20 protein-coding genes are annotated in these 26,042 nt (G+C 72.5%); 7 read left to right on the top strand and 13 right to left on the bottom strand.

The window, feature by feature from the left end:
• Positions 1 to 19: 19 nt before the first annotated feature.
• Entirely contained in the window at positions 20 to 4,201 is a 4,182-nt protein-coding gene (locus B056_RS0102520) for a diguanylate cyclase domain-containing protein (protein ID WP_154676794.1), read from the bottom strand.
• Positions 4,202 to 5,547: 1,346 nt separating this feature from the next.
• Here B056_RS0102520 and B056_RS0102510 point away from each other — a divergent pair.
• Both B056_RS0102510 and B056_RS0102505 read left to right on the top strand, forming a co-directional pair.
• A complete protein-coding gene (locus tag B056_RS0102510; RefSeq protein WP_018500326.1) occupies positions 5,548 to 6,180 on the top strand; it encodes a TetR/AcrR family transcriptional regulator in 633 nt (210 codons plus the stop codon).
• Positions 6,177 to 7,883, top strand: a complete 1,707-nt coding sequence (locus tag B056_RS0102505) for an acyl-CoA dehydrogenase family protein (protein ID WP_018500325.1) — start codon at positions 6,177 to 6,179, stop codon at positions 7,881 to 7,883. The genes B056_RS0102510 and B056_RS0102505 overlap by 4 nt, the downstream gene beginning before the upstream one ends.
• A gap of 442 nt (positions 7,884 to 8,325) precedes the next feature.
• Here B056_RS0102505 and B056_RS0102500 read toward each other — a convergent pair whose 3' ends face one another.
• Both B056_RS0102500 and B056_RS0102495 read right to left on the bottom strand, forming a co-directional pair.
• Positions 8,326 to 8,910, bottom strand: a complete 585-nt coding sequence (locus tag B056_RS0102500; protein WP_018500324.1) for a hypothetical protein — start codon at positions 8,908 to 8,910, stop codon at positions 8,326 to 8,328.
• Positions 8,911 to 8,913: 3 nt separating this feature from the next.
• A complete protein-coding gene (locus B056_RS0102495; protein ID WP_154676793.1) occupies positions 8,914 to 9,441 on the bottom strand; it encodes a hypothetical protein in 528 nt (175 codons plus the stop codon).
• Positions 9,442 to 9,673: 232 nt separating this feature from the next.
• Here B056_RS0102495 and B056_RS0102490 point away from each other — a divergent pair, with 232 nt between their 5' ends.
• Entirely contained in the window at positions 9,674 to 10,468 is a 795-nt protein-coding gene (locus tag B056_RS0102490) for a hypothetical protein (protein WP_026239244.1), read from the top strand.
• 23 nt (positions 10,469 to 10,491) lie between these two features.
• Here B056_RS0102490 and B056_RS0102485 read toward each other — a convergent pair whose 3' ends face one another.
• Complete coding sequence (locus B056_RS0102485; protein ID WP_018500322.1) at positions 10,492 to 11,040, bottom strand: NAD(P)H-dependent oxidoreductase; 549 nt, start codon at positions 11,038 to 11,040, stop codon at positions 10,492 to 10,494.
• 621 nt (positions 11,041 to 11,661) lie between these two features.
• Positions 11,662 to 12,600, bottom strand: a complete 939-nt coding sequence (locus B056_RS0102480) for a tyrosine-type recombinase/integrase (protein ID WP_018500321.1) — start codon at positions 12,598 to 12,600, stop codon at positions 11,662 to 11,664.
• Positions 12,601 to 13,021: 421 nt separating this feature from the next.
• On the opposite strand from B056_RS0102480, the gene B056_RS0102475 reads away from it, so the two are divergent.
• Positions 13,022 to 13,327, top strand: coding sequence for a hypothetical protein (locus B056_RS0102475; RefSeq protein ID WP_018500320.1), 306 nt, complete (start codon positions 13,022 to 13,024; stop codon positions 13,325 to 13,327).
• A gap of 12 nt (positions 13,328 to 13,339) precedes the next feature.
• On the opposite strand, the gene B056_RS0102470 is transcribed toward B056_RS0102475, so the two are convergent.
• The 8 genes from B056_RS0102470 to B056_RS0102435 form a co-directional block, all read right to left on the bottom strand.
• Entirely contained in the window at positions 13,340 to 14,050 is a 711-nt protein-coding gene (locus tag B056_RS0102470) for a hypothetical protein (RefSeq protein WP_018500319.1), read from the bottom strand.
• A complete protein-coding gene (locus B056_RS0102465) occupies positions 14,044 to 15,645 on the bottom strand; it encodes a hypothetical protein (RefSeq protein WP_154676792.1) in 1,602 nt (533 codons plus the stop codon). Before B056_RS0102465 ends, B056_RS0102470 begins: the two co-directional genes overlap by 7 nt.
• A gap of 89 nt (positions 15,646 to 15,734) precedes the next feature.
• Positions 15,735 to 16,658 carry an ABC transporter ATP-binding protein gene (locus B056_RS0102460; RefSeq protein WP_018500317.1) on the bottom strand — a complete coding sequence of 308 codons (924 nt, stop codon included), beginning with the start codon at positions 16,656 to 16,658 and terminating at the stop codon, positions 15,735 to 15,737.
• Positions 16,655 to 17,512, bottom strand: coding sequence for a cupin domain-containing protein (locus tag B056_RS34780; RefSeq protein WP_018500316.1), 858 nt, complete (start codon positions 17,510 to 17,512; stop codon positions 16,655 to 16,657). Before B056_RS34780 ends, B056_RS0102460 begins: the two co-directional genes overlap by 4 nt.
• Before the next feature lie 75 nt (positions 17,513 to 17,587).
• Positions 17,588 to 18,154 (bottom strand): RNA polymerase sigma factor, encoded by a 567-nt coding sequence (locus B056_RS0102450; protein ID WP_154676791.1) that lies wholly within the window; start codon positions 18,152 to 18,154, stop codon positions 17,588 to 17,590.
• A gap of 171 nt (positions 18,155 to 18,325) precedes the next feature.
• Positions 18,326 to 19,255 carry a phosphopantetheine-binding protein gene (locus B056_RS34775; protein WP_195905811.1) on the bottom strand — a complete coding sequence of 310 codons (930 nt, stop codon included), beginning with the start codon at positions 19,253 to 19,255 and terminating at the stop codon, positions 18,326 to 18,328.
• A 143-nt stretch (positions 19,256 to 19,398) separates the two neighbouring features.
• Positions 19,399 to 19,893 carry a nuclear transport factor 2 family protein gene (locus B056_RS34770; RefSeq protein WP_154676790.1) on the bottom strand — a complete coding sequence of 165 codons (495 nt, stop codon included), beginning with the start codon at positions 19,891 to 19,893 and terminating at the stop codon, positions 19,399 to 19,401.
• A complete protein-coding gene (locus B056_RS0102435; protein ID WP_018500312.1) occupies positions 19,890 to 21,581 on the bottom strand; it encodes a long-chain-fatty-acid--CoA ligase in 1,692 nt (563 codons plus the stop codon). Before B056_RS0102435 ends, B056_RS34770 begins: the two co-directional genes overlap by 4 nt.
• A gap of 961 nt (positions 21,582 to 22,542) precedes the next feature.
• On the opposite strand from B056_RS0102435, the gene B056_RS0102430 reads away from it, so the two are divergent.
• The 3 genes from B056_RS0102430 to B056_RS0102420 are packed head-to-tail and all read left to right on the top strand — an operon-like array spanning position 22,543 to position 25,455.
• Positions 22,543 to 24,600 carry an HAD-IIIC family phosphatase gene (locus B056_RS0102430; protein ID WP_026239242.1) on the top strand — a complete coding sequence of 686 codons (2,058 nt, stop codon included), beginning with the start codon at positions 22,543 to 22,545 and terminating at the stop codon, positions 24,598 to 24,600.
• Entirely contained in the window at positions 24,600 to 24,836 is a 237-nt protein-coding gene (locus B056_RS0102425; protein WP_018500310.1) for an acyl carrier protein, read from the top strand. Before B056_RS0102430 ends, B056_RS0102425 begins: the two co-directional genes overlap by 1 nt.
• Positions 24,826 to 25,455, top strand: a complete 630-nt coding sequence (locus B056_RS0102420) for a serine O-acetyltransferase (RefSeq protein WP_230202784.1) — start codon at positions 24,826 to 24,828, stop codon at positions 25,453 to 25,455. The genes B056_RS0102425 and B056_RS0102420 overlap by 11 nt, the downstream gene beginning before the upstream one ends.
• Positions 25,456 to 26,042: the final 587 nt, after the last annotated feature.

The following is a 26,042-nucleotide window of genomic DNA, read 5'->3' as shown; positions in this document are numbered from 1 at the left end:
TCCGATGTTCCGGTTTTTGTCACAACGCGTGCTCGGCTTCGGGGTCCGCCGGCGTCGCGGGCTGCCCGCCCGCGGCACCGGGGGCCGGCTCGGCGGCGGTGGGGCGCAGCGGCCTGCCAGGTGGGGAGGTGCGCAGCGGCCCCCCCGGCGGCCGGCCGTCGCGCCCGGACCGCTTCGCCTGGTACATCGCCGCGTCGGCGAGGCGCAGGACGGCCTCCGGAGCGGCCGTCCCGCGTGACAGCGCGATCCCGACCGTGGCACCCACCGTCACCAGCCGCCCGCCCGCGTGGATCGGTTCCCGGACGAGCGCGGTGATCTGGTCGGCGGCCTGCCGGGCCACGGCCTCGACGTCCAGCCCGCCGGCGAGCGCGGTCGCGGGGCCGGCCAACACCGCGACGAACTCGTCGCCGCCCACCCGGAAGACCTCGCCCTGTTCGAGCCGGTTCCACGACCCGCCCAGCTCGCCGCCGAACCAGGACGACGGCCGGCGGCGGAACCGGGGCCGACCCCCGGCGTCCGCGGTACCGCCGGGAGCGGGCGCGGGCACCGGGTCGAGGGCCAGGGCCCGGCGGATGCGTGTGGCGGCCACCCGCAGCACATGATCGCCCACCTCGTGGCCGAAGCTGTCGTTGATCGGTTTGAAGGCGTCCAGGTCGACGAGCAGGACCGCGTACGCCGTCCGGCGCCGGGCGACCGTGTCGAGGTGCTCGGCCAGCGCGGCCCGGTTGGGCAGCCCGGTCAGCGGGTCGTGCCGGGCCCGCCGGCGCAGCTGCTCGGTGAGGCCGCGCCGTTCCCCGATCTCCCGGCAGGTCAGCACCGGGCCCCGGGCCCGGGTGGCCGGCGCCCGCGGGTCGCAGGCCGTCGCCTCGATGTCGAACCAGCGGTGGCTGCCGTCGTGCGCCTCGAGCCGGATGTCCTGCAGCGCCCGGCCGTCCGCCGGGTCGTGGGTCGGGTCGGCGGTCGGGTCGCCCGGCGGGTCACCGGTCGGGCCGGCGAGGAACTCGCGGACCGCCGCCCGGTCCTCCGGATGCACGTAGCGCAGCAGGTCGTGACCGAGCATCTCCTGGCTGTCCCGGCCGAGCAGCGGCTCCGCCGCGGCGCTCACGAAATCCAGCCGGTCGGCCCGGTCGAGCAGGATGACGATGTCGTGCGCGCCGTGCAACAGCATGTCGAGCTGCTCGAAGTCCTGGCGCACCGCGCGTTCCCGGCGGCGGTTGGCCACGGCCAGCCCGATGACGGTGACCCCGATGATCCCGAACAGCAGCCCGTCACCGACCGAGCGGTACTCCAGCAGGCTCACCTGGAGCAGGTCGGCGGTCTGGTCCAGCAGGACGTACCCGCCGCCCGGGATCGCCGTGGCGACGGCGATCGTGTCCGGCCGGCTGGCCGAGCGCACCAGGCCGGGTCGGCCGCCGCGGACCTTCTCGAGGTCGGCCGGTTCGACCAGCGTCGCGCCGACCAGCGCCTCGTCCCAGGACAGCACCGCCCGGCCGTGCACGTCGAGCACCGAGATGCCGCCCCGGCCGAGATCCCCGGACAGGCCGTTCATGGAACGCAGCGTCCGGGCGGCGGGCAGCACGTTCGTCGGGCACAGCAGGAGCTGCGCCGCCGGGGACCCGCCGCGCAGGATCGGCACGATGGAACAGATCCTGGAGCGGCCGTTGACGGGAATCATCGGGGTGAGCGCCCCCGTGCGCCTGGCGTTGCCCCAGAGGTCGGCGTCGGCTGGTATCGGTATGGCCGCGCCGGGCGGCTCGGTAGCCAGCGGCCGGCCGTCGAGAGCGATGACGGCCAGCAGCGAGCCCGGGCCGGCGACCGCTGAGTCCCCCATCACCCGCAACACCTCGCTCAGCGCGGCGGGGTCCTCGAGCGGCCAGGGGATGTCCGAGACGACCCCGGTGAGGCGCCCGGGGTCGCTCAGCGCGTGGGCGTACTCGGCGACGCGGGTGACGAGCTCGATGCCCGCGTCGATCCGCTGCTTCTGCGCCTTGTCCCGGGCCGTGGTCTCCATCTCGAGCCCGGCGGTCACGGTCCCCAGCAGCACCACGACGACGGTCGCGGACGGGATCGCCGCCGCGAGCCGGTGCCGCAGCGCGGCGGGCGGGCGGGCCGGACCTCGGCCCCGGCCCCGGCCCCGAGGCCGGGGCCGGGGCCGTCCGGCCGGTGGGGGCGCGGCGGACGGGCTCCCCGCGGCCGGCGCCCCGGGCGTCTGGGCCGCCGCCGCGGTTATCGGGGGAGCGGTCGCGGCCACCTCGGACGGGTCGGGCTCCGCCTCTGCCACGACGCCGATCGAGTACCGGCCCCGGCCGGCCGCCTTCGCCTGGTACATCGCCTGATCGGCGGCCCGCAGCAGCTGTTCGGGCCGGCACGTCCCGCGGGCGATGGCCACCCCGACGCTGGCCGCGACCGTCACCCTGGTCTCGTCCAGGTCGATCGGCTCACCCAGCGCGGCGACGACGCCGGCGGCGACCGCGCCCGCGGCGGTCTTGTCCGCGCCGGGCAGCAGGACGCCGAACTCGTCGCCACCGAACCGGCTGACAGTGCTCCCAGCCCCAGCCCCAGCCCCAGCCCCAGCCCCAGCCGTGGCGTGGGCCGTGGCCGTGGCGTGGACCGCGGCGGTGAGGCGGCTCGCCACGACGGTCAGCACCCGGTCGCCGGCCGCGTGGCCGTAGGTGTCGTTGATCGGCTTGAAGTGGTCCAGGTCGATGTACAGCAGGGCGAGCGCGCCGCCGGTCGGCTGGCTCCCGAGGGCGTCGGTGAGCCGCTCGTCGAAGGTCGCCCGGTTCGCCAGCCCGGTCAGCGGGTCGTGCCCGGCCTGGAACCCGAGCTGGTCGAGCAGGGACTTGCGCCGTTCGATCGAGTGGAAGGTCAGGATCGCCCGCGGCGAGTCCGTCTCGTCGGCGAGGCGTCGGGCCGACACGTCGAACCAGTGCTCGTGTCCGGCGGTGGACAGCAGCCGGACGTTCATCACGGTCGCCGGTACCGGCTCGTCGAGCAGCGTGGCGACCCGTCCGGCGTCGCCACCGCGCATCAGTTCGGACAGCGGCCGCCCGCGCAGCGCCGCCGGATCGTGGCCGAGCCGGGTCGCCACGGCGGGGCTGACGTACTCGAGTCGGCCGGTGGCCGAGACGGTCATGATGATGTCCCGGGTGGCGGCCAGCAACGAGCTCAGCTTCCCGTGCCGGCGCCGGGCCCGAGTCTCCTCGTGCAGCCCGACGACCGCGATCGAGAGCACCGCGGCCATCGTCACCCCCAGCAGGGTGATGTTGCGGTGCGACCGCTGCTCCCGTAGCTCCGCGTAGAGCCGGGTCGTCGGCTGGACCAGGTAGGTCGTGTACCCGGTCGCCGGCTGGGCGGCGGCGATGTGGGTGAGGCCGTCCTCGCCGCCGGTCGTCCAGACCCGGGTGCGGTTCGCCGAGCGCCAGGCCGCGCTGAGCTCGGCGGGGTCGAGCACCCTCGTCCCGGGCAGCGAGAGATCGGTTGAGACCACGGCGATGCCGCGGGCGTCGAGGGTGGAGACGGCGCCCTGTCCACGTAGCCGGAGCAGGGTGCCCATGCCGATGCCGAGCTGCCGCTCCGACTCCTCGGTGGACACGCTGACCAGGACCGCCCAGGGCCGCGGGCCGCCGACCGGGACGACGGTGGCCCGGGCCACCTGCCCGTTGAGCTTGAAGACCGGCGAGACGGCGCTGCCGCCGCTCCACGCCGTCGCCCAGGCCGGCCCGAGATCCTCGGGCTCGACCCCACCCTGGGCCGGCCGGACGGACAGGAGCGTTCCGGCGTGGTCGAGCAGCGCCACCAGCAGGGTGGTGTCGCCCCCCGGGGTGATCTGGAACTGGGCGGCGAGCTGATGGTTGCGTACCTGATCGTGGGGGTCGAACGCCGTCCGGTCGACGACGGCCCGCAGGGCGGCCGGGTCGTCGACCGTCGACTCCCAGGTGGCCAGGTTGCCGATCAGGCTCACCCGGTTCGCCAGCCGGTCCCGTTCGATGCCGGACAGCCAGCGGCTGCCGCCGACCAGCGCGACGCCGCTCAGGACGAGGATCGCGATCAGCCCGCTGACCAGCGGCCAACCGGCCAGCCGGCCGCGGCCGAACGACCACCTGGCCAGCCGGCGCTCACGCTCGACCCGCCGCCGCTCGACCCGCCGTCGAGCGCGGTCACCGGGCGTCATCCGGTGTCGCCGGTCGCCCATGGTCATCCGCCAGTTTCCATTCCCCCGTCGCCGCCGATGCGACGGCACCCCGCCGGGACCGTGTTTGGTGACGGTATTCGGTTTTGATCCGTCGAATCCCGGCAGGGGAAGAGCATACGAGTTGCGCCGCGGGCTGTTTCACCCGACGGGTGCCTGTGGTTCTTTCGGCGTCGGCCCGGCGGCCGAATTGCTCCCGGTGTGAATCGGGCCCGCCGTCGCGTGGGTGTCGGGGTGTCTTTCGCCCGTGGCCAGACCGGTGGGTCAATCGACGGAAGCTGTGTGACCGGCCACTTCGAGGCCGTTCGGCAAATCCGACCGACGGCGCGGTGCGCGGATGGCCGGTCCGTGGGTGATACGCCGGATAGCGGCCGCGGGGTCGGGCCGGTGAACGCCTCGAATCCGGTCCCGGGCCGGGCCGCGGTGGCCGGGGCGGGTCCGGCCACCGCGGCCCGGGCGTGCCGCGCGGCCCGTTCCGGCGCCGCCGTCCGGCGGCGCCGGCGGCGTCCGGCCGCGCCGGCGCCGACGTGCCGCGGTCGCGACGGCACGCGGTGGCGTGCGGCGGCATGGTAGCGCCGTGCTGCCTGGCGCGACCATGTGAATGCATCGAGGCCACCGTGACCCTGTTGACATCTGCCCGAGCGTCTGTAAGTGATACTCAAAGTGACGATCAGGTCGATGGGCGTCGGCCCCCGGGACCGCCGTCCTCGCGGGCGGGAAACCGGTGAGGGACGCCCAAAGCGCTGTTCGTGGCGCCGTCGTGGGGCGCCCGGCGGACCCGTGGGTGACTGGCACCGGGGTGACCCTGCGCAACCGATGGGCGGGAAGCCCACCCGGGTAAACGGTGGTGAAGCACCGGGCCGGGGCATTGCGGTCGGCACCGCTAAGCGGGCCTGTGGTAGAAAAGACGGGTCGGAAAGTCGCTGTCCGTCCACCGCGGTATATCGCGCCGTCGTATATCACGGGCGCACGCCGTCCCGCGGTTGCATATCGGCAGCGGTGGTGGTGGCACGGCGGCGATGGTGTCCGTGCCTGGCGGCATCGGGTGGCGTTGGATGTGAGCCGCACGGGCGGGCGCCGATGACATCTGGGCGTATCCGAAGGGCGCTCGGATAGTCGGCCGGTATGCGTCGGCAGGCCGGTGCTTCGTCATGTCGGTGTGCCGTCGGAAGTGCACGGCCACCATCGGTATCAATGCGGCCGGAATTTCTCCGGGAACATTTTCCGGCCGCGCGCCCTCCCGGGCCGGCCGGGCGAGCGGCGCGACCAGGCCCAGGCCCGATCGGGTTGGTACATACGGGCCGAATCGGGGCCGTGCCGTGGCCCGAAGCCGCGAACGGTGATTCACTCCTTCTGTGCCCTACCGTCGTACCACCGCAGTCGACGACCGGCTGGCCGCCGCGCGTGAGCGACTGGTCGTCGCCGCCACCGACCTGGTGGCGGACGCCGGATGGGCCGGCGCGTCGGTCACCGCGGTCGCCGCCGCCGCGGACATGTCGGTCGGTTCGGTCTACCAGCACTTCCCGTCCAAGTCGGCGCTGGTGGTCGAGGTCTTCCGCCGGTCGGCCGACCGTGAGGCCAGCCTCATCTCCGCCCTGGCCGTGGCGCCCGTGGCCGAGGGGGACCCCGTCGACCGACTCGTCCAGGCGGTCACCCTGTTCACCCGGCGGGCGCTGGCGCGTCGCGGCCTCGCGTACGCGCTGCTCGTGGCACCGTCGGACCCGGCGGTGGAGGCCGAACGCCTCGACTTCCGCCGCCGGTACCGGGACGTGTTCGCGGCTCTGGTCCGCGAGGGCGTCGAGGCGGGATCGCTGCCGGCCCAGGACCCGATGGTCGCGGCGGCGGCTCTCACCGGCGCGATCGGCGAGGTGCTCGTCGGCCCGGTCTCGATGACCGAGCAGCTTCCCCGCGGCGGCCGCGAGGCCGAGCGGGTGGTCCGGGAGGTGGTGGCGATGGCGTTGCGCTGTGTCGGCGCGGGCACCGGATGACGGCGGCCGGCGGTGGCCCGACGCACCGGGTCACCAACCAGCCGCCGCCGCTGGTCGGCCACGACGTCGCCGAGGACCCGGCGCTGCTGGAGGCACTGACCCGCGAGGGTGCCGCCGGTCACGCGGACGGACTGCACCGCCTCGGCCGGCTCGCCGGCACGGCCGAGGCGCAGCGATGGGGTGACGAGGCCAACCGCACTCCGCCCGTCCTGCGTACGCACGACCGGTACGGGAACCGCGTCGACGAGGTCGACTTCCACCCGGCCTGGCACGAACTGCTCCGGGTGGCCGTGGGCGCCGGGCTGGCGGGAGCGCCGTGGGCCGCTGACCGGCCGGGCGCGCATGTGGCCCGCGCGGCCGGGTTCCTCGTCTGGGGCCAGGTCGAGCAGGGCCATCTGTGCCCGGTGTCGATGACCTACGCCGCCGTGCCCGCGCTGCGGGCCACCCCCGACCTGGCCGAGGCCTATCGGCCCGGCCTGACCAGCACCGTCTACGACCCGGGGCTGCGCCCGCCGCTGGCGAAGCACGGCCTGCTCGCCGGCATGGGGATGACCGAGAAGCAGGGCGGCTCGGACGTCCGCGCCAACGAGACCACCGCCACCCCCGTCGGGGACGGCCGGTACCTGCTGCGCGGGCACAAGTGGTTCACCAGCGCCCCGATGAACGATCTGTTCCTGGTGCTGGCGCAGGCGCCGGACGGCCTGTCGTGCCTGCTCGTCCCGCGGGTGCTGCCGGACGGCAGCCGCAACCCCTTCCTCATCCAGCGGCTCAAGGACAAGCTCGGCAACCGCAGCAACGCCAGCGCCGAGCCGGAGTTCGACGGCACGCTGGGGTACCTGGTCGGGACGGAGGGGCGCGGGGTGCGCGCCATCATCGAGATGGTCGCGCTCACCAGGCTGGACTCCGCGGTCGGCGCCGCCTCCGGGATGCGCGCGGCGCTCGTCGCGGCCGCGCATCACACCCGGCACCGCGCGGCGTTCGGCTCGCTGCTCATCGACAAGCCGCTGATGCGCAACGTGCTTGCCGACCTCGCGGTGGAGTCGGAGGCGGCGGTCGCGCTCGTGCTGCGGGTGGCCGGCGCGGTCGACCGCGCCGAGCACGGCGACGAGAGCGAGCGGGCCTTCCGCCGGCTCGCGACCGGCCTCGCCAAGTACTGGGTGTGCAAGCGCCAGCCGGCCATGGTCGCCGAGGCGCTCGAATGCCTCGGCGGCAACGGGTACGTGGAGGAGTCGGGCCTGCCGCGGCTCTACCGCGAGGCCCCGCTGAACGGCATCTGGGAGGGCTCGGGAAACGTCAACGCGCTGGACGTGGTGCGGGCCCTCGGCCGGGAGCCCGGGAGCCTGGCCGCGTACGGCGCCGAGGTCGACGCGGCCGCCGGTGGCGACCGTCGGCTCGACGCGTCCTGGCGGCGGCTGCGAGCTGAGCTGGACGGCCTGCTCACCGGCTCGGACGGGGTAACGGGTCCCGGTGGGGCAGCGGGTCCCGATGGGGCGCCGGTGATCGAACTGGTCGCCCGCCGGGTCGTCGAGCGGATGGCGCTCGTGCTCCAGGGCGCACTGCTGGTCCGGCACGCCCCCGCCGCGGTGTCCGACGCGTTCTGTGCGGCCCGGTTGGGCGGGGACGCGGGCCTCGCCTTCGGGACCCTCCCGCCCGGTCTCGACCTCGAAGGCGTTCTGCGCCGGATCCCGCCCGCCGCTGGCTGACTCTCCCCCCGGCGTCGGGTGGCGGCGCCTGACCTCCGAGGTCGCGGGCCTGCCCGGTCGGCGCGACGCGCGCGGCCGAGGCCACGGCCGGGGGCCGGTCAGCCCGGCCGGCCGGGCTGACCGGCCCGGCTCGGGTGGCCGCGCTGGCGATCAGACGTGTGCGGAGAGTGTGCCCGGAGGGTGTGACAAAGGTCGGATGTGACTCTGGGCGGTACGTCCCGTTCTATCCTGACTCTGGACAGTTTGTAGCGGTCCGAGACTCGCGCTGCTGGAAACGCAATGTAGTGTTCGCGTAACGGAAGGTGACGGGCCACCTTCTGGGCTGGGCCGCATCGCCTGCCTCCGGGGGTGTGATGATCGTCTTCTTTCTTGCTGTGGCGTCCCTGGTGGTCGTCGCAGGTCTCTTCGGACTCATCCGAGGAGTGGCCGAATGGGCCTGGATCTATGACCGCCGCCGGGCTGGAATCGTCACCGCGGCCGGCGTCACCGTGGTTCTCGCGCTGAGCGCGGTCGCGGTGCGCCTCTCCAACCCGGCCGACTCGGCCACGACCGCGCCGCCGGCCAGCCCGGATACGCCCGAGGCCTCCGGCCTCGTCGTGAAGGAGCCCGCCCCCACCCCGTCGCCGGCCACGGGCGGTTCCTCCCCGGTCGCGGCCGGCCCCGATCCGGACACCGAGCCGGCCACGGCCACCGGCGTCGGTGGGTCCGGTACCAGTTCCGGAACCGGAACCGGAGCCGGTTGGCCGGTGCCGGCCACACGGGGTGGCTCCGGCGGCGCGTCCGGCTCCGGCGGCCCGCGCACGACCTCGGTGCCGACGGTGCCGACCCGGCCCGGGTCGTCCGGTCCGTCCTGGCCGACGGGGTGGGACCAGCCCACCACCGCGCCGGGCCGCCCGGGCACACCGGCGGCGGGGAGCGGCGGGCCGAGCCGCTCGCCGTCGCCCGGCACCAGCCGCGCGCCGAGTCCCAGCCCGACCACGTCCGCGGGCACCGGTACCCGCCGGACGCCGCCCGCGAGCACCGGCACCGGTCACGCGCCCGCCGGGCCGCGCTCCACGGCCCAGCCGACGACGAAGCCGACGCCCAGGCCGACCCCGAAGCCGACGACCGGCCAGCCGACGAGCGGTCGGTCGACGACCGGCCAGCCGACGGCGCGGCCGACGATGACGATGCGTCCGTCGCCGAGCCCGACCAGCCCGTACCGGCCCTCCAGCCCGTACGAGACGGCCGTCCCGCCCCGGACCGCGCCGCCGCACCCGGCTCCGGCGCACCCGGCTCCGACCCGGAGCGCGCCGGCGCACACCGCGCGGCCGCAGGGCGCCGCGACCGCGGTGCCGGTGGGCCGGCACACCACGGGCCGGCCCACGACCGGGCGGGTCACCCCGCGGGCCGCGGCCGTCACCACCACCGCCCGGCGGCCGGCGTGCCCGCCGAGCGCGGACCACCGGGCGCGGGGCGCCCAGCCGCGGCCGCGCGACGCGGCGGCGCACCCGCGGGCCGCGGACCAGCGGGCCAGCGGCTCGCAGGCGCACCCGAGGGTCGCCTCGGCGGCGTCCAAGCCGGGGCCGGGGGCCCGGCCCGCGGGCCGACTGTCGCGGGCCGGCCATTCCAGGTGAGTCGCGACTGATTCGGCGGTGAGCAGGTCATTCCGGAGTGAGCCGGTTCGCCCCACACCGACACGCTCCCGAAAGTGTCGATGTTCTCACTCTGGGTGAGATAGGTTCCCGCGGACACTGCACCGGCGAGGCTGGGGGACGGATGCCGGCAACCGCCACACCGCGGAGGCGGCCGTGATCGTGGTTCTCGCTGGATCGGTCGCCACCGTCGCGATGGCCGTCCTCGTCGTCGGCATCACCGGCCTGCTGCGCGGGCGAGTGGTCTGGGCGATGATCGAAAGCCGGCCCGGGGCCGGTCTGGTCACGGCAGTCGGCTTCACGGTCGCCGTGGCGGCCTTCGGCGCGATGGCCCCGCCCGGCGACGACCGGGAAGCGACGATCATCGCCCGGACCTCGGACGGCGACAGCCGCCGAAGCGGGCAGGGCCCGGTGGGGCTGGAACGCGGCGACTCCGCGACCGGTCTGCCGCGGGCGGCCCCCAGCCAGTTTCCCGCGCCCGCTCCCGGCAACGGTTACGGGGCCGGCCTCGGCGGCTCCACCGGATGGCCGGGTGGGACGCCGGCCGGTCCCGCCGTCGGCGGCGATCCGTGGGCGCAGCCGGGCGGCGACCAGGCGTCCGCCAGCCCGACCGGCTCGCCGAGCGGTGCGCCGCCGACCGTCGGACCGGCCGTCACGTCGACCCCGACCGTCTCGCCGACGGCCTCGCCGAGCACCGTGCCGTCCCCGACCGGTCCGGCGACCGGCCCTGGTCCGGCGACCGGCCCTGGTCCGGCGACCGGCCCTGGTCCGGCGACCGGCCCTGGTCCGGCGACCGGACCGGTCCCGCCCGTCCCGCCGGCCGCCCCGAGGCCACCGGCCACGCCCGGCCCGGACGGGGCCTGCGGGCCGGCCGGCCCGCGCCCGCCCGATGGTCTGCCGGAGGTCTGGGTCGGTGACATCTTCGCGGACCGGGGCCGCGACTGCGCCTGATCACCGGCCCCGCTCCGGCCGGATCAGCCGAGTGGTTGCGGCGCGGCGCCGCGGGCCGCGGCGAGCGCGGTCACGGCCGCGATGTTGCCCGCCGCCCAGGCGTCGAGCTGGGCGGGCAGATCGGCCAGGGTGGAGTCGAGGACGAACACCCCCCGGGTCGGGCAGGACGCGCCGATCTCGACCAGCAGCGGCCGCAGGTGCACCTCGAGCGCCAGCGCGTGCTCGGGTGCGCCCGCGACCAGCACGGGAATGGTCGGCACCCCGGCGAGCTCGCCCTGGCCGATCTGGTCCAGCAGCAGTTTGAGCAGCCCGGTGTACGTGGCCTTGTACGTGGGCGTGGCCACGACCAGGACATCGGCCGACTTCATCGCCGTGACGGCCGCCTTCACCGCCGGGTCGCCCCAGCCGAGGAGTCCCGGCCCGAGCTCGCTGACCTCGATCACCTCGGCCACCGCCGCCGTGCCGGGCGGAAGAGCGTTCACGACCTGGGCGGCGACGGCCTCCGCGACGGCCCGGGTGCGCGAGTTCGGCTTCGGGTTGCCGACGACGCTCAGGATGCGGCACTGCGACATGAGGTTGCCCTTCTATGGTCCCCGCGGACTCTCCGTAGTAGACGTACGGACGGACCGTCGACGCCCGGTGGATCCTATCCCGTGTCACCCGTCGGTGCCGTTCATCGCGAACTGATGGAAGATCGATTTTCGTGTGTTGTCGAGCGTGTTCGCACGGAAACTCTCCGTTGGAAGGATCCGTGGGGGACGTTGGTGTGGGGGAGCGCGGTCGATGTGAGCCCACGACGCGCCGCTGAAGAACCGTCAGATCATTCCGGCCGGCTCCGAGTCGGGTATCGCAGTGACACTGATGACGCCGGAATGGAAATGGCCCGGAACGGCAAATGCGTCGTGGCCCTGGCGGCCGCGACGGCCTTGGGTGAGAGGCTTCCGCTGCAGGGGGTTGACGTTGTGCGATCACCTCGCAGGTTGCCTGGTTCACGAGTGTCTCCGCAGGTAAGGGCGGCAGGAACCGATTCTGCGGTTGGTGGTCGGGCGACTGGTGGGCGGTCGGGGCTGACGTCGATCGCGACGATCGCGAAGCCGGCACTCGTGTGAAGTGTTGGGGTTTTCGAAACCGGAGACGTGCGGCGGGAGAAGAAACCAGAAAACCCGTTTTGAAGATCCTCGAAGCGGGAGTGTTCAGACGCGCCTGGTCGCCGGGTCGCGGGCCTTCTGCCAGCGGGCGAGCATTTCGGGGGACCTCTGGGTGTAACGGGCCAGTGAAGCGACAGAGGTATGGCCGGAGTACGCCAGCAGGGTGGAGGTGTTCGCGCCGTCTTCGGCGGCATGGGCGAGAGCGGAATGTCGTAACTGGCTCAGCGTCCAGGGTCCGCCGGGCAGTGTCCGACTGGCCTGCTTGAAACATTCGGCCGCACGACGGTAGGACAGGCGGGCTCGGCCTGTGTCGAGGTCGAGGTCGACGGCGGGCAGCCGCCCGCGGGCCCGCCGATCGGTGAGGAAGACGGGGCCGGTCCGGCGGCCGTCGAGCAGGCGGGGCAGCAGGCGGGCGGTGGCGGTGCGCCAGATGATGATGTCGGCCGCGCCGCTCCTGCGTCGGACTCGCGCGCGTCGGTTGCCCAGGTCGAGCTCGTCCACGTCGAGGGCCAGGATCTCCTCGGCACGGGCGGCGGTCTCGTACAGCATCCGCCACAGGGTGCGTTCCCGGACGGGTAGGTGCTTACGGCCCAGGAGCTGTTCCACGTCTGCTCGTGCCAGCGTTCGGGTGCGCTCCGGAACGCGCGGGCGGCGGCGGATTCGCCGGGTCGGATCCGCGGTGATCCAACCCTGGGCCCGCCACCAGATGACGGCTGAACTCAGTCCGTCGAGGCGGGCGTTGACAGTGGCCGCCGCCGCGTCGCCCCAGCGGCGGGTGAACCAGGCGCCGATCCGGTCGGTGGCCACCTCGGTGTCGAGAACGGCCAGCGGGCTGTCCGGGCCGAGCTCGGCGGCCAGGGCAAGCAGCACCACCCGGTAGGTGCGGGCCGTGTTCGAGTTGGTCACCTCGGAGAGGAATGCCTCGGCCGCGCTGGCGAGCGTCGGCCCGGCCGAGCCGTGGCCAAGCCGGCGGACGTTGTCCACAGAACCCTCCTGCGTCGCTGTCGCAGATAAGCGTCGAATATCGGCGAGACTCGTTCGGATTGGATTCCGTGATCACGTGATCGTGGAGGTTCTACCGGCGATGGGTCGGGCTCGGCACAGTTCCTTGAAACCCTCGGATCACCGTCGCGAGGTGCGTGACCAGCCCGGCGAGAACCTCACGCGACGTCGTGGGCCGATCGGTTCGGGGACTCCGGATCCGGCGGGACGGTCATCGGCCGGCCCGCGGCGACCGAACTCGGAAGGCCAACAACCCATCCGTGTCGGCCACGGAACCGGAGAAGGAGATCCACAGGGCTGACCGATTGCCTTCTATCCGTTGTGCTCAGTAGTGGACATTTGTAGCGTGGGCTACGGAGCATGATTGCCGCGGGGGTGATCATGTGAGTGACGAGGAGCATGCGTGAACTTCACCAGGTCCCGTTTCGCCCGGGTGGCGACCATAGGTGCCACGACCGCGGCCTTCGGCGGCGTCGCGTTCGCGTCCCCGGCGCACGCCGATCCTGCGCCGACCTGCCTGAACTGGAGCCTGAACGACTCCGGTTCCACCGACTATCTGACGGTCACCAACAACTGCTCCCAGTACAAGAACTACAAGGTGAAACTCGCCTTCCGGACCGACAGCAGCTGCACGGGTATCAGTCCTGGCGTGACGCAGAAGTGGAGCTGGGGCTACCCGGGCCGGTTCGACGGTCTGGAGAACTGCTGACGCGATCGTCGGTCACCGCCCGCCGACCGCGGCGGGCCGCCCGGCGGATTGGTTGCCGAGGGTCAGGAACAGCACCGCTCCGGCGACGAGAACCACAGTCCAGATCACGTGCCCGTCGTGCCAGCGTGGGTCGGCCGGGCTGACGAACAGCGCCGCGGTTCCGGGGGTCACCCGGGCCGCGGCGACCAGTACGAGTACCGACGGCGCGGCGATCACGCCCGGATTCCCGTCGGCTTCCAGCCGGACTCCGAGAGCACCGGCCGCTGCCGCGACCGCGACCAGCGCGCCCAGCTCGAGGGTGAGGGCGCCCGGCCGTACCACCGCCCGCGCCGGCTCGGGCGAGTGCGCCGTGGCGATCGCCAGCACGGCGCACCACCAGGCTGCCAGCCCCGGCAGCGGCACCGCCACCCGCACGGCATGGCGCAGCAGCCGCGGCGTGGGCAGCGCGGCGACCGTCCGATGGGCGGGATCGGTCAGGACGAACGCGACGCCGATCGCGCCCGTCACCGCCGCGAGCCGCACGAGCATCAGCGTGTCCGTGGCCGCCAGCTCGACCGACGCCGCCGCGGGTGCCCCGACGAGGGCAAGCCCGACCGCCATGCACGCGATCAGCGGTACCCAGGGAAGCACCCTGAGAGTGGGCCCCAGCAGCGCCCACGCGACGGCGATCCGGCGGGTGTCGACGCCCCGCCGGGACGGGCTGCGCGTCCCGACGGTCAGCATGCGCCGGTGTCCGCCGCCGGCGAGGCCACGCCGAGCAGGGCTGCCGCCCGTTCGGTCGACGTCGTCGGCGCGGTCAGTTCGGGCCAGCCGGCAGCCAACCGGTCAGTGACCTCGCCGGCCGGGAGGGCCAGCAGCGAGGAGACCGTCGATACCGCCCCGCGACCGACGAGTAGCCCGCCGCTGAATCCCGGCACCCGCAGAACGAGGTCGCCGGAGCTGTGGCTCACCACATACCGGTACGCGTCGGTGGCCTGCGATGTCGCTCGTGCCGCGAGCCAGCCGACGACGACCCCACGGGCTCCGCAGAGCCTGACGGTGCCGCCCACCGGGCCGGTTCCCGCGCCGGGACCGTCGCCAGCCGGGCCGTCCCCGTCGGTCTCGCTGACCACCCGCTGGGCGAAGCCGGCGGCGAACTCCAGGATGCCCGACGGTGGTGACCACGAGGTGCCGACATCCACCGGGTCGGGCCGCCCGGCCCGCAGGTCGTCGTCGTGCCAGGCTGCCACCGGCGGCATCGGCAGCTCCCTGCCGCCGCTGAGCGCGTCTGTGGCCGGGACGCGCTGGCGCACCACCAGCGGCGGCAGCGCCGCGCGCCGATCCGCGGGAACGGCGCGCAGCACGCCCTGGACGACCTCGTCCCAGACCGCGGTCCAGGGGACGAAGTCCGGGAAGGCGCACAGCGTGACCACGTTCCGTCGCTCGCAGGTCTGCAGGGACGCGGGACGTTCGGTGGCCGCGACCCGCCGTGCGGTCAACTCGGCGTCGACGGGCCTGATCTGGATGAGGGCGGTCACGACCACAAGCGCGCCGGCGACGGCTGCGGCGGGCGCCGCGACGCGGACGGCACCGGCCAGAACGAGTGTCAACGCACCGATGAGGACGGTGACACCACCCAGGTAGGCCAGGTGCGCGCCGGCCGGTCGTCCCAGCAGGTTCGCGGGGAGCGGCGTGATCAGGTGCTCGGCGGCGTACGGCCCGAGCCAGCGGAGTCGGGACGTGCTGCTCCAGAGGGCGTAGCTGCCGGTGGCGAGGACGAGCACCGCCAACGGCCCCGCCGCGACGGCCCGTGGTGCCAGGTACCCGAGCAGTACCCCCACGGCGGCCAGCAGCACGACCAGTATCGGCCCGGCGGCGAGCTCGGCCGGGTCTGGTCGGCCGGCGGCGTCCGGTACGCCGGCCAGCCCGATCATCCGGGCGGCGACGAGCACCGAGCCGAGCACACCGAGGGGGAGCGCGGCACCCAGGTGCGCGGCGGCCCTGACCGAGCGCGGCAGCGGGAGTACCCGGTAGAGCCGCTCGGTGTCGTGGCGGTGGGATCTGAGTACCGCCAGGTGGCTCGCGACCAGCGCGCCCGCGCCGAGCACGAGCAGGTTCGCCTGGGTCGCCCGGTCGGCGTCATGCAGCACGGGCGGACCGGCGTCGCTGTCGCCGGCGACCCACTCGTACAGCCAGGGGAGCACGGCGAGCAGGACCCCGACCCACACGGCGGGGTGGCGCAGCAGCCGCGCCGCCTCCACGACACACAGGGCCGTGCCGGCCCGGGCCAGGGCCCCACGTGGGCGGGGTGGCCGCGCGGTCGCATCGGCGGGGGCCACGTCGGTTGCCCCGGACCCGGGGGTCGGCTGACCTTGTGACCCGCCAGCCGGTCGGCCACCGGTCCTGTCGGCGATCGCGGAGGGCTCGATCATGCCGTCCACCCGGAGTGGACGCCGGTCGTGCGACCGGCGGAACCGGCTCGGTCCGAGTGACCGGCGCTGTCGAGCAGCATGAGGTAACCGTCCTCGACGGTGGGCTCCAGCAGATCGGCTCCCTCGGGTGGATCCCCGATGTTGCGGAAGCCGCCGGTGGCTGTCCGCCAGCCGGCAAGGGCGCCCGCCGCCCGGTCGGTACTGCTCCACACCCGGCCCCTGGCCAGCGCCGCGAGTTCGACCGGAGTACCGCCGAAGCGGACGGTGCCGCGGTCGAGCACGATCACCCGCTGGCAGACGGTCATCACGTCCTCGGTGAGGTGGGTGGACAGCAACACCGTCCGGCCCGTGCCGAGTTCGCCGACCAGTTCCCGGAACCGCAACCGCTGCTCGGGGTCCAGGCCGACCGTCGGCTCGTCGAGCAGGAGCAGCCGCGGGTCGCCGACCAGCGCCGCCGCCAACGCGACCCGTTGGCGCATCCCGCCGGAGAGGCCCTTGATACGGCTGCCCCGCCGGTCGTCCAGACCTACCAGCGAGATGACGCGCCGCACCTCGGCGTGCCGGGCCCGGCGGTCTGTCATCTCCTTGAGGATGGCCACGTAGTCGACGAAGGCGAACACCGTGAAGTTCGGATGGAATCCCGGATCCTGCGGCAGGTAGCCGAGCTGACGCCGGACGGCCAGCCGGCCGCGGTTGGTGCTCGGGTCGGCCCCGAGAACGCTCAGACCGCCGCGGTCCGGTGGGGTCGCCGTCGCCAGGATGCGCAGCAACGTCGACTTGCCGGCGCCGTTCGGACCGAGCAGCCCGGTCACGCCGTCCCGCAGGACGAAGCTGACGTCGTCGAGGGCGACCCTGCGTCGGTATCCCATGGTCACTCCGGCGACCGACACCGTGGGTGTCGTCGGCAGGGCGGCTGTCATGAGTTCCCCCTGGGAATCGGATGGTGGGGTGGCCAGGCCGCGTCGTAGTTGTTTCGGAAGGCGAGCAGGACGGCGACACCGGCGGCGCCGAGCGCGGCGCCGAGCGCCTGACCGGTGGCGGTGAACGGGGCGGGTGTGCCCGCGGAGGTCTGGGTGGCGAGCACGACCACGGTCAGCCACCCGAGCCCGACCACGGTCGGCGCGCCGACCGGACCGAGCCGGGGCACCAGCACGAGGCTGAGAACCGTCAGCGTGAGCGCCGGTACCAGCCAGCCAAGCGGACGCAGACTGAACTCCGACAGCGCCAGCCCGCCCAGCAGGCTCAGCGCGCTGGTCGCCGTGAGCACCGCCCCGGTCCGCAACAGCAGGAGGCGGAAGCCGTGCAGCGGAGCCACCAGAGCGATCTCGTGGGTCGGGTCGACCCGGGGGCCGAACGAGGCGGCGACCCCGACGATCGGTAGGAGCGGGGCGAGGACGAGCAACGGCAACCCTGGATCGGTGCCGGACAGGTGCCCGGCGGTGACCGCGAACAGCAGTGTCACCGCCATCGCCAGCAGCCAGGAACGGCGCAGCACGGGAGTGGCGGCGAGCAGACGGGTGGTGTGGTCGGGGAGCCCGGCCCACAGCAGCATCCGTTCGACCCGGCCCGGCCGGGGGGCGTCCAGTTCGGCGTCGAGGCGTGCCCACCCGTCGTCGACCAGCGCCGGCGTAGTTTGCGCCAGCCGTGCGGTCACTGCCGCCCGGCAGTCCGGGCAGGCGGCCAGGTGCATCTCGACCGACCAGAGCCGTGGTGGCGCGAGGGCACCCGCCGAGTACCGCTCGAGCTCGCTGTCCTGGCTGTGCCAGCCAGTCATGGTCATCCCCTCCCCGACTCGCCTGAGTCGCAGCGTCCGGTGTGGCGACGGCTGCCGGAACGCCAGCCCTGGGGCTCATGTCAGTTCTTCGCGAAGCTGCCGACGCGCCCGCATGGCCCTCGTCTTGACCGTCCCGACCGGAATACCGAGCAGGGTCGAGGCCTCCCGCGTGCTCAGCCCGTCCAGAACGGTCGCCTGCAGGACGGCTCGCAGCTCCGGTGACAACCGGGCCAGCGCGCCCGCCAGATCACCGTGCTCGACACCGGCGAGGACGAGTTCTTCAGCGGAGGGCTGGTCGCGATCGGGGCTCCGGCCTAGTGCCTGGACGAGCCGGGCGCGGGCCCCGTGGCCACGCAGCGCGTCGATGAGGCGGCGGGAGGCGATCCGCCAGAGCCAACCGGGTACTCCTCCCGCCTCCTCGGCCCGGAAGCGCGCCGAACCGCGCCAGACGCTGAGGAAGGTCTCCTGCACGATGTCATCCACAAGCGCCTCGTCCGCGCACCGATAGCGCAGGCGCACGGCAAGCCAGGCCGCGTGCCGACGATAGAGCGCCTCGAAGGCCTGCCGGTCGTGGTCCGCGACTGCGCGCAGCAGGACGGCATCCGTCGGCTCGCCCGTCTCGTCCACCTCCCCATGCCGCATGCTGTTCGTGGAACCCGGGCGGCTCCTGTGTCCGCGTCAGCGCGGCGGGGGTACCCACGGACCGCGGCCTGTGGGCACTCGCGCTGTTCGGGGTCATGCCGGTCTATCGGATCGGCGTGGCAGATCGGTTCACCGCACCGGTGCGTCGGGCGTGGCCAGGCGGGCCCGGCGTCAGCGGGCCACCGGTGTCGCGTTGTGGTCAGGGCCGCTGGCCGCTGGCCGGTGCGTCGCCGCGGGAGGCGAACCTGTGGGTAGATCATCGATGTGGTGCCGGCAGATCGCGAGCAGGTACTCGTCCCAGAACCGGCCGGCGTAGTAGGTGAAGTCGCGTAGTCGGCCCTCGATGTCAAACCAGCGTCCGGTGCCGCTCGCGATCAGTTCGAAGTTGTACGAGGGCATCTCCAGATAGACCTTGCGGAAGTTCCACACCTGAAACAGATAACGGAGGAAGAGGAGGAAAGCGCTGACCGGCAGGCCGGTGTGCATCAGATCCGGACGGAAGACGGCGGCGACGTATGCCGTCCCGTTGGGATGGTCGGCGTTGTAGGCCACGACCTCGCCGACCGGCTCGCCGCTGTCCTCCAGCACCACGACGAACTGCGTCATGACGCCCTGGGTCAGCGCCGTCTGGAACGTCTCGACAGAGGGAACAGCACCCCGGAACCGCCAGCGGAAACCGGTCAGCTCGGACGTCGCGAGGTAGTAAAGGAACGGGACGTGTTCTGCCTCGAGCGGGCGGAGAGCCAGACCGTTGGCGATGAACGTGAGCGGAGGCGGCTGGTTCACGGCCCGTGGTTGCCGTGGCAGCGTGCCCGCGGCGTTGGGTCCCGACTCATCGAGGTGGCGGGAAGCCGTGGCGAGGAGTTCGGTGACCTGGGCCACAGTATGGAGCCTGGCGCTCTGCTCGGCGCTGACGGAAACACCGCGTGTCGCTATCCATGCGAGCATCTCGAGCTTTTGCAGTGAATCGAGGCCGAGATCCTCGTGTAGGCGTGCATCTGGTGTGGCTTGCACGGATGGGTCGGCAAGCAAGGCCGTGAGGAACGTGGCCAGGTCGGCATCGTGCTGCTGGTCTGGATCCCCCGTCTCGGAACCGGTCATCTGCGGGCCACTGTATGGGGATGGTGCCGAGCTGGTGGGAACCATCGTGCTCCATTTCGCATGCACGTAGGCAGGGTGTGGCCGGGGCAGGTCGAGAGAAGCGCTTCTCGTCAGGACCGCGTCCGGCCGTCCGGATTCTGCTGTCAACGCGACCGGTCGGTCGCCATCGACTGAGGTTCCGTCGACCCGTAAATATAGGTGGTGGTAGCGGGGGGAGTTTCCGCGAAGAAGGCGGTGACGGTGGAGATGCGGGTGTTGTCGGGGGTCAGGGTGATGATGTCGAGGCCGGTCAGGAGGGCGCGGCGAGTGTCGTCGAGCATGGCCCAGGTGAAGAGGCCGTGGTTGTGGTGGAGATCGATTCCGCTGGTGCGGCGGGGAGTGATTCCGGGGAACTGGGCGTTGATGGCGGTCAGTAGTTCCGCGACCGCTTCCGTTCCGCGCGCGGCGGACAGCGGGTTGGCGTAGGCGATATCGGGCGTGCAACAGCTGTCGAGAAGGGTGGTCTTCCGGGCGGGGTCGGGTTCGGCCCAGGCGCTGAGGAGAGTGGTCACGAGCCTGGTGACCTGTTCGATCTCCTGAGCGCTCGCCGGTTGGGCGGTTGTCTGATCGACAGGCTGATCGTTTTGCGAATCAGTCACGGGGTGAACCTGCGGGCGGCTTCGGCGCGCTGGAGCTTTCCCGACGGGGTCTTCGGGATACTGCCGGGTCGAAGCACGACGACGGTGTGGGGTTTGACGCCGACCGTTTCGTGGATCTGCCTGATGACCGCGGTGCGTATCTCGGCGTGGTCGTCTGAGCGGGTTTCGACGGCGACGGCCAGTCCTTCACCGCCGAGCGGGCCGGGGCGGTGGTAGGCGAAGGCGACAGCGTTGCCGGCACGGACGCCCGGTGCGCGGGCGGCGGCGCGTTCGACCTCGTCGGGGTAGATGTTGCGGCCGGCGAGGATGATGACGTCCTTGGCCCGGCCGGTGATGACCAGTTCCCCGTCGGCGAGGTAACCGAGGTCCCCGGTGCGCAGCCATCCGTCCGGAGTGAACAGCTCACGGGTGAGCAGGGGGTCGTCATGGTAGCCGCTGGTGACCGAAGTGCCGCGGATCTGGACTTCACCAACCCGTCGGTCGGGAAGACGTTGCCCGCTGTCCGGGTCGACGATGCGCAGCTCGAGGCCGGCGACCGGCGGTCCCAGCAGCGGCATCCGCCTGACCCTGGGCCCGTCTCCATTCGTGTCCGCGGCGACGTCGACCGACGTGACCGCGGGTCTCGTGACGGGCACGGCGTGCCCCCGCTGATCGAGCTGTTCGGCGTCGACGGTGTCGCAGCAGAGGCCACGTCCCAGGGGTGAGAGGGTGACTGCGACGGTGGCTTCGGCCATGCCGTAAGCGGGTACGGCGGCGCCCGGGTTGAAACCGTGGCGGGCGGCGGCAGTGGTGAACGCGGCCATCAGATCGGGGTCGACGGACTCCCCACCGGACAGCGCACACCGCAGGGAGGACAGATCGAGGGCCGGGCCGGTGGCCAGGAGCTTGGCAGCGAGGGCGTAGGCGGAGTTCGGGCCGACGGTGGAAGTGGCGCGATACCGGGAGATCTGTTCCATCCAGCTGGCGGGATGGGCGAGATAGTCGACGGGACTGGACAGCACGACGTCGCAGCGGCCGCACGACAGCGGCAACACGAAGCTGCCGATGAGGCCCATGTCGTGGGACAGCGGCAGCCAGGACAACATCCGGCCATGAGTCGGGTCGTGGCCGGTGGCGATATTGATCGCTTCGACGTTCGCGGCGACGTTGGCGTGGCTGATCCGGACAATCTTCGGACTGTCGGTGGTACCGCTGGTCATCTGCAGGATCGCCGGATCCCATTCGGCTACCGCCGGCGGTTCCCAGGAGCGCGTGGGAGTGTTCAGCGCAGCGTGTAACACCTGATCGAGAGGGAGCATGACGCGACCGTCACCGTCGAGGTCGTCGAGCACCGAGGTCCAGGGGGCGCCGACCAGGACCACCGGCTCACCGAGGGCGCGAAGGCGTCGACGGGTCGCCTCCGTGTAGCCGGCCGGGGTCATGGTCCGCGCGGGGGTGGGTGCGAAGGTGACGCTGGTGCCGGCCAGCCAGCCCGCGAGAGCGGCGGTGATCGCGGCTGGGGATGTCAGAGCGAGGACGACCAGCGGCCGGCCGGGGCCGAGGCCATGGTCGCGAAGCCGGCCGGCGAGGCGGCGGGCGTCATCGTACAGCCGGGCCCAGCTGTACCGCTGCTCCCCGTCGCCGGCGAGAAAAGTGATCGTTCCAGATTCCTTCGTGGCCCGTTCGATCGCCTCGATCAGATAGACCACGACTGGTCACTGCTCCTTACCGCAGAGGGGAGAGTCGAAGGGATTGCGGTGGTCGGCGGGCCTGAAATTCTCTGGCTCCGGTCCAGGTCTTTGGCTCCGGTGTCGAAGTCCGACTCCATCGCCGGGAACAAAAGAAATCTCTGACATGAGATCATGAATCCTTCTGTCGTCGATCGACTAACGAAGAAATGCGTGTCCAGGGGGATTCAGGCCAGCGGAAGACCATAGAGGAGCACGTGGACGAGAAGGTTTATCTGTTTGCGCGCAAATAGCGGCCATGGTCGGTGCGGGAAGTCTAGCATCATCAAGAAGCCGCCACCACGTTCCGCCGACCGGACCCTTACGGGTGGAACTGTTCCTTCCGTGATCACGGTTTCTCGCTCTGCATACGGAGAGTAAAGAATTCAATTGCCTGGGAAGGCTTCCGTAGGTGATCTTCGAATGCCGTGGTGGATGTAGCGGCACGGTTGACCAGCAGATTCGGAAGGGTGCCCGGAGCGGACATGCTTTGACGTACGGCGGCCTGTCGATCACGGAAGGTCGCGGCCCTGCCGTGATCGGCTAGTGTCGCCGAGGTTGTGTGTCATGCATCACAGATGGGTCCGCGTCTCGCGGGCCCCCGTCCTCGCGGGCCGGTGCTCCGGTCCGCCGGGGGAGTCTCGCCGACACTCGATCTCCGTGGACGGTGAAGCGTCCATGGGGAGATGGCGGGCGCATAAAGTAACCATAATATTTCCAAAAGTGGCATTTTGCCAGGCTATGGACGCAATCTCCTCCGTTTAACTGCGGAGAGTAGCTGTATAGGCTCTTTCTGCGTCGATGTGGTCGACCCGTGGCTTCTCCGTTGTTGTCGAAAGGTGTGTCGCGTGCAGTCGTTCACCCTTACGTAAGGGAAGAGTTAGTGTGTATCTCCAGAGGCGGGGCGTCCGGAGCGTGGCGCCCAGGGGAGGAGCTTCAGCTCATGTCTGATCCCATGGGAACGACCCGGCGGCGGATCGCGGAACTGACCGCTGCCGCTGCCGCTGCCGAGGTACCGCCGGCTGGGCTCTGTCGTGATCTCGCGCTCGCCCACGAGCGGGCGGACGACCCCGCCGCCGCCATGCGGTGGGCTCTGGCCACCGCCGACGCCGGAAATGACCTGGCCTGCTGGACGGCCGCTGCCGGGGTCCTGCGCCGCGGGTCGCCCGGTGCCGCGCCACTACCGCGTTCGGCGAAGATCGCGGTGCTCGGCAGCTACACGACCGCCCAGTTCACGGCACTCCTGCCGCTCGCCGCCGCGCGCGCCGGGGTGGCCGTCGAGGTGTACGAGTGCGGGTACGGCCAGTACCGGCAGGAGATCCTCGACCCGGGCAGCGGCCTGCACCGCTTCGGGCCGGACGTCGTGATCCTCGCGGTGCACGAGGGGGAGTCCGCCCTGCCGGCTCTGGCCGAGGATCCCGAGGGCGCGGTCGCCGCCGAGGTCGGCCGCTGGACGTCACTGTGGGAGATCATCATCTCCCGGCTGGGTGCCCGGGTCATCCAGCACACCTTCGTCGTCCCGGACACCGAGGCGCTCGGGCACCTGGCCCTGCGCGTCCCCGGGGCGCGGTCGTCGACGCTCGCCGCGGTCAACGCGGCGCTCGGCCGCGCGGCGGCGGGCGGTCAATCGGGCAGCCAGGTGGGTGGCCAGGTCGCCTTTGTCGACTGTGAGCGACTGGCCGCCACGGTGGGCAAGCGATCCTGGTTCGACCCGCGGTACTGGCACCGCGCCAAACAGGCCGTCTCGCTCGGGCACGTGCCGATGCTGGCCCGCCACACCGCGGCGGTGCTGGGCGCGCAGCTGGGCACCAGCCGCAAATGCCTGGTGCTTGACCTCGACAACACGCTGTGGGGCGGGGTGCTCGGCGAGGAGGGCCTCGCCGGCATCGCGCTCGGGGACGGCCCGGTCGGCGAGGCGTTCGCCGCGTTCCAGGAGTACCTCGGCCGGCTCCGCACCCGCGGCGTGATCCTCGCCGTCTGCTCGAAGAACAACGAGGCGGACGCGCTCGAGGCGTTCGAGCGGCATCCGGCGATGCGGCTGCGGCTGGCCGACATCGCCATGTTCAGCGCCTCCTGGGAGGACAAGCCCACCCAGATCCGGCGCATCGCGAGCACCCTCGGGATCGGCCTGGACTCCCTGGTCTTCGTCGACGACAACCCGGCCGAGCGTGAGGCGGTCCGCCAGCTCGTGCCCGAAGTGGACGTCATCGCGCTGCCGCGGGACCCGCACGGCTACGTGCGCGCGGTCGCCGACTACCCGTTCTTCGAACCGGCGGCACTGACCGCCGAGGACACCGCCCGCACGGAGCAGTACCGGGCCCGGGCCCGGGTGGCCGAGCTCGCCACGTCCGCGACCTCGCTGGAGGAGTTCCACCGCGGGCTGGAGATGGTCGCGACCGTCGTCCCCCTCGACGAGCTGACGCTGCCCCGGGTCGTCCAGCTCATCGGGAAGACCAACCAGTTCAACCTGACCACCCGCCGTCGCGGGGCGGCCGAGGTCGCCGAGCTGGCCGCGGACCCGTCCACCACGGTGATCTGCGTCCGGCTGGCCGACCGGTTCGCCGACCACGGCCTCGTCGCGGTGGTCATCGCCCGGCGTGTCGCCGGGCCGACCGGGACCGGCGGAGCCGGCGAGCCCGGTGAGTCCGGCGGGGCCGTGCTGGACGTCGACACCTGGCTGATGAGCTGCCGGGTCATCGGCCGGACGCTGGAGGACGAGATCGCCGGGCTGATCGTGACGGAGGCCCGGCGGCTGGGTTGCTCCGCCGTCCGGGGGCACTACCTGCCGACCGCGAAGAACGGGCTGGTGGCCGACCTCTACCCGCGGCTGGGTTTCCGGCCGGACCCGGCCGGCGCCGCTGACCCGGGGGCCACCCGCTGGGTGTTGCCGGTCACGAGTTCCCTGAACCGGCCCGGTCTCATCCGGGTCGTCGACGCTCGCGCGGGTGCGGCCGCCGTCGCGAGCGCATCCGCGCGGACGATGGAGGAGGTGGCCGGCTGATGGTGCGGGAACGCCTCACGCGGGTCTTCCGGGAGATCTTCAGCGACGACGACCTGGTCGTCACGGACGCCACCACGGCGGCGGACGTGCCCGGCTGGGACTCGCTGGCGTACATCAACCTGATCTACGCGGTGGAGAGCGAGTTCGCGGTGCAGATCCCCGACGAACGCCTCGGCTCCTTCGCGAACGTCGGCGAGCTGCGCGTGTGCATCGAGGAGCTCCGCGATGTCGGCTGAGCCCGGCGTGGCCGAGCCCACCGCCGAGCCCGTGGCCGGGCCTGCCGCGGCCGGCCCCGTGGCCGGGCCTGCCGTGGCCGGGGAGCGGGGCGGGCCGCTCTCCCTGCGGGCGCAGCTGCGCGAGGACAGGGACGTCCACTACGGGTCGCGGCTGCACCCGGGCTACCAGGCGCTCGCCGTCCACCGGTTCGGCCGGTGGTGCCGCGAGCGCGGCGGGCTGGTCGGCCGGTTCGGCATGATCGCCTTCAGGGCCGTGAACAACATCGTCATCCGCAACCTCCACGGCACCGAGATCTCCGTCGACGCCAGCATCGGACGTCGCGTCCTGATCGGGCATCATCAGGCGGTCATGATCCCGCGCCACTGCGTGATCGGTGACGACACGATCGTCCGGCACGGCGTCACGATCGGGTACGCCTCGACGGACGCCCCGCCCGACGCCGTCCCGCGGATCGGCGCCCGGGTCGACATCGCGCCGGGCGCGCACCTGATCGGGCCGATCGTCATCGGTGACGACGTGAAGATCGGGCCCGGCTCGATCGTCACGACCGACGTCCCGGCGGGTGCGACCGTCTTCGCCGCCCCCGCGAGGATCATGCGCCCGCCCGGCCGCGGGTAGCCGTCCGCCGTCCGCCGCTCCCGGGACGGGATCCCATCCCGGGGGTGTGCGAAACCTGGGCAGATGAGCGAACGGTGTGCGTCCGGTGCTGACCGTGACGGTTTTCGCTCGATATAGTCAGGACACAGACTAGCCCCTTTCGCGGTCGCGGCTTTTACGGGTTGTACGTATTACTTATCAAGGTAATACTGGAGGCTGGCGGGAAAAGAAGCTGAGTGATCGCCACTGCACTTTTCTGACCATGATCAGGTCACCTGAAGTCGCTGGTCGGGCATCCGCTACCGTCCCGGCCGTGTCTTTGAGTTCGCTGTCTCCGATTTCCGTCGGCCCACCTTCCGCACCGGTCCCGGCGCCGACGCCCCCGCCCATTCGCATGAATGGACACTCCGTCCCCGGAACTTCCGGATCACGGGGATCCTGGCTGGTCGATTTCCTGACCGGATCGCCGTTCACCGCGGTGCTTGCCGCGCTGGTCGCCGTCGCCGTGGTCGCCGTGGTCGCGGCCGCCGCGGGGCGGCTGCTTCGCGCTGTCGGCTCCGCGCGGGCATCCGTGTCCGCCGTGCCAGTGTCCGCCGTGCCCGTGACCG

This window comes from Parafrankia discariae (assembly GCF_000373365.1).
Taxonomy (GTDB): Bacteria; Actinomycetota; Actinomycetes; order Frankiales; family Frankiaceae; genus Parafrankia; species Parafrankia discariae.
The sequence above is the reverse complement of the archived record's forward strand: the minus strand, read 5'-3'. Positions and strand labels throughout refer to the sequence as shown.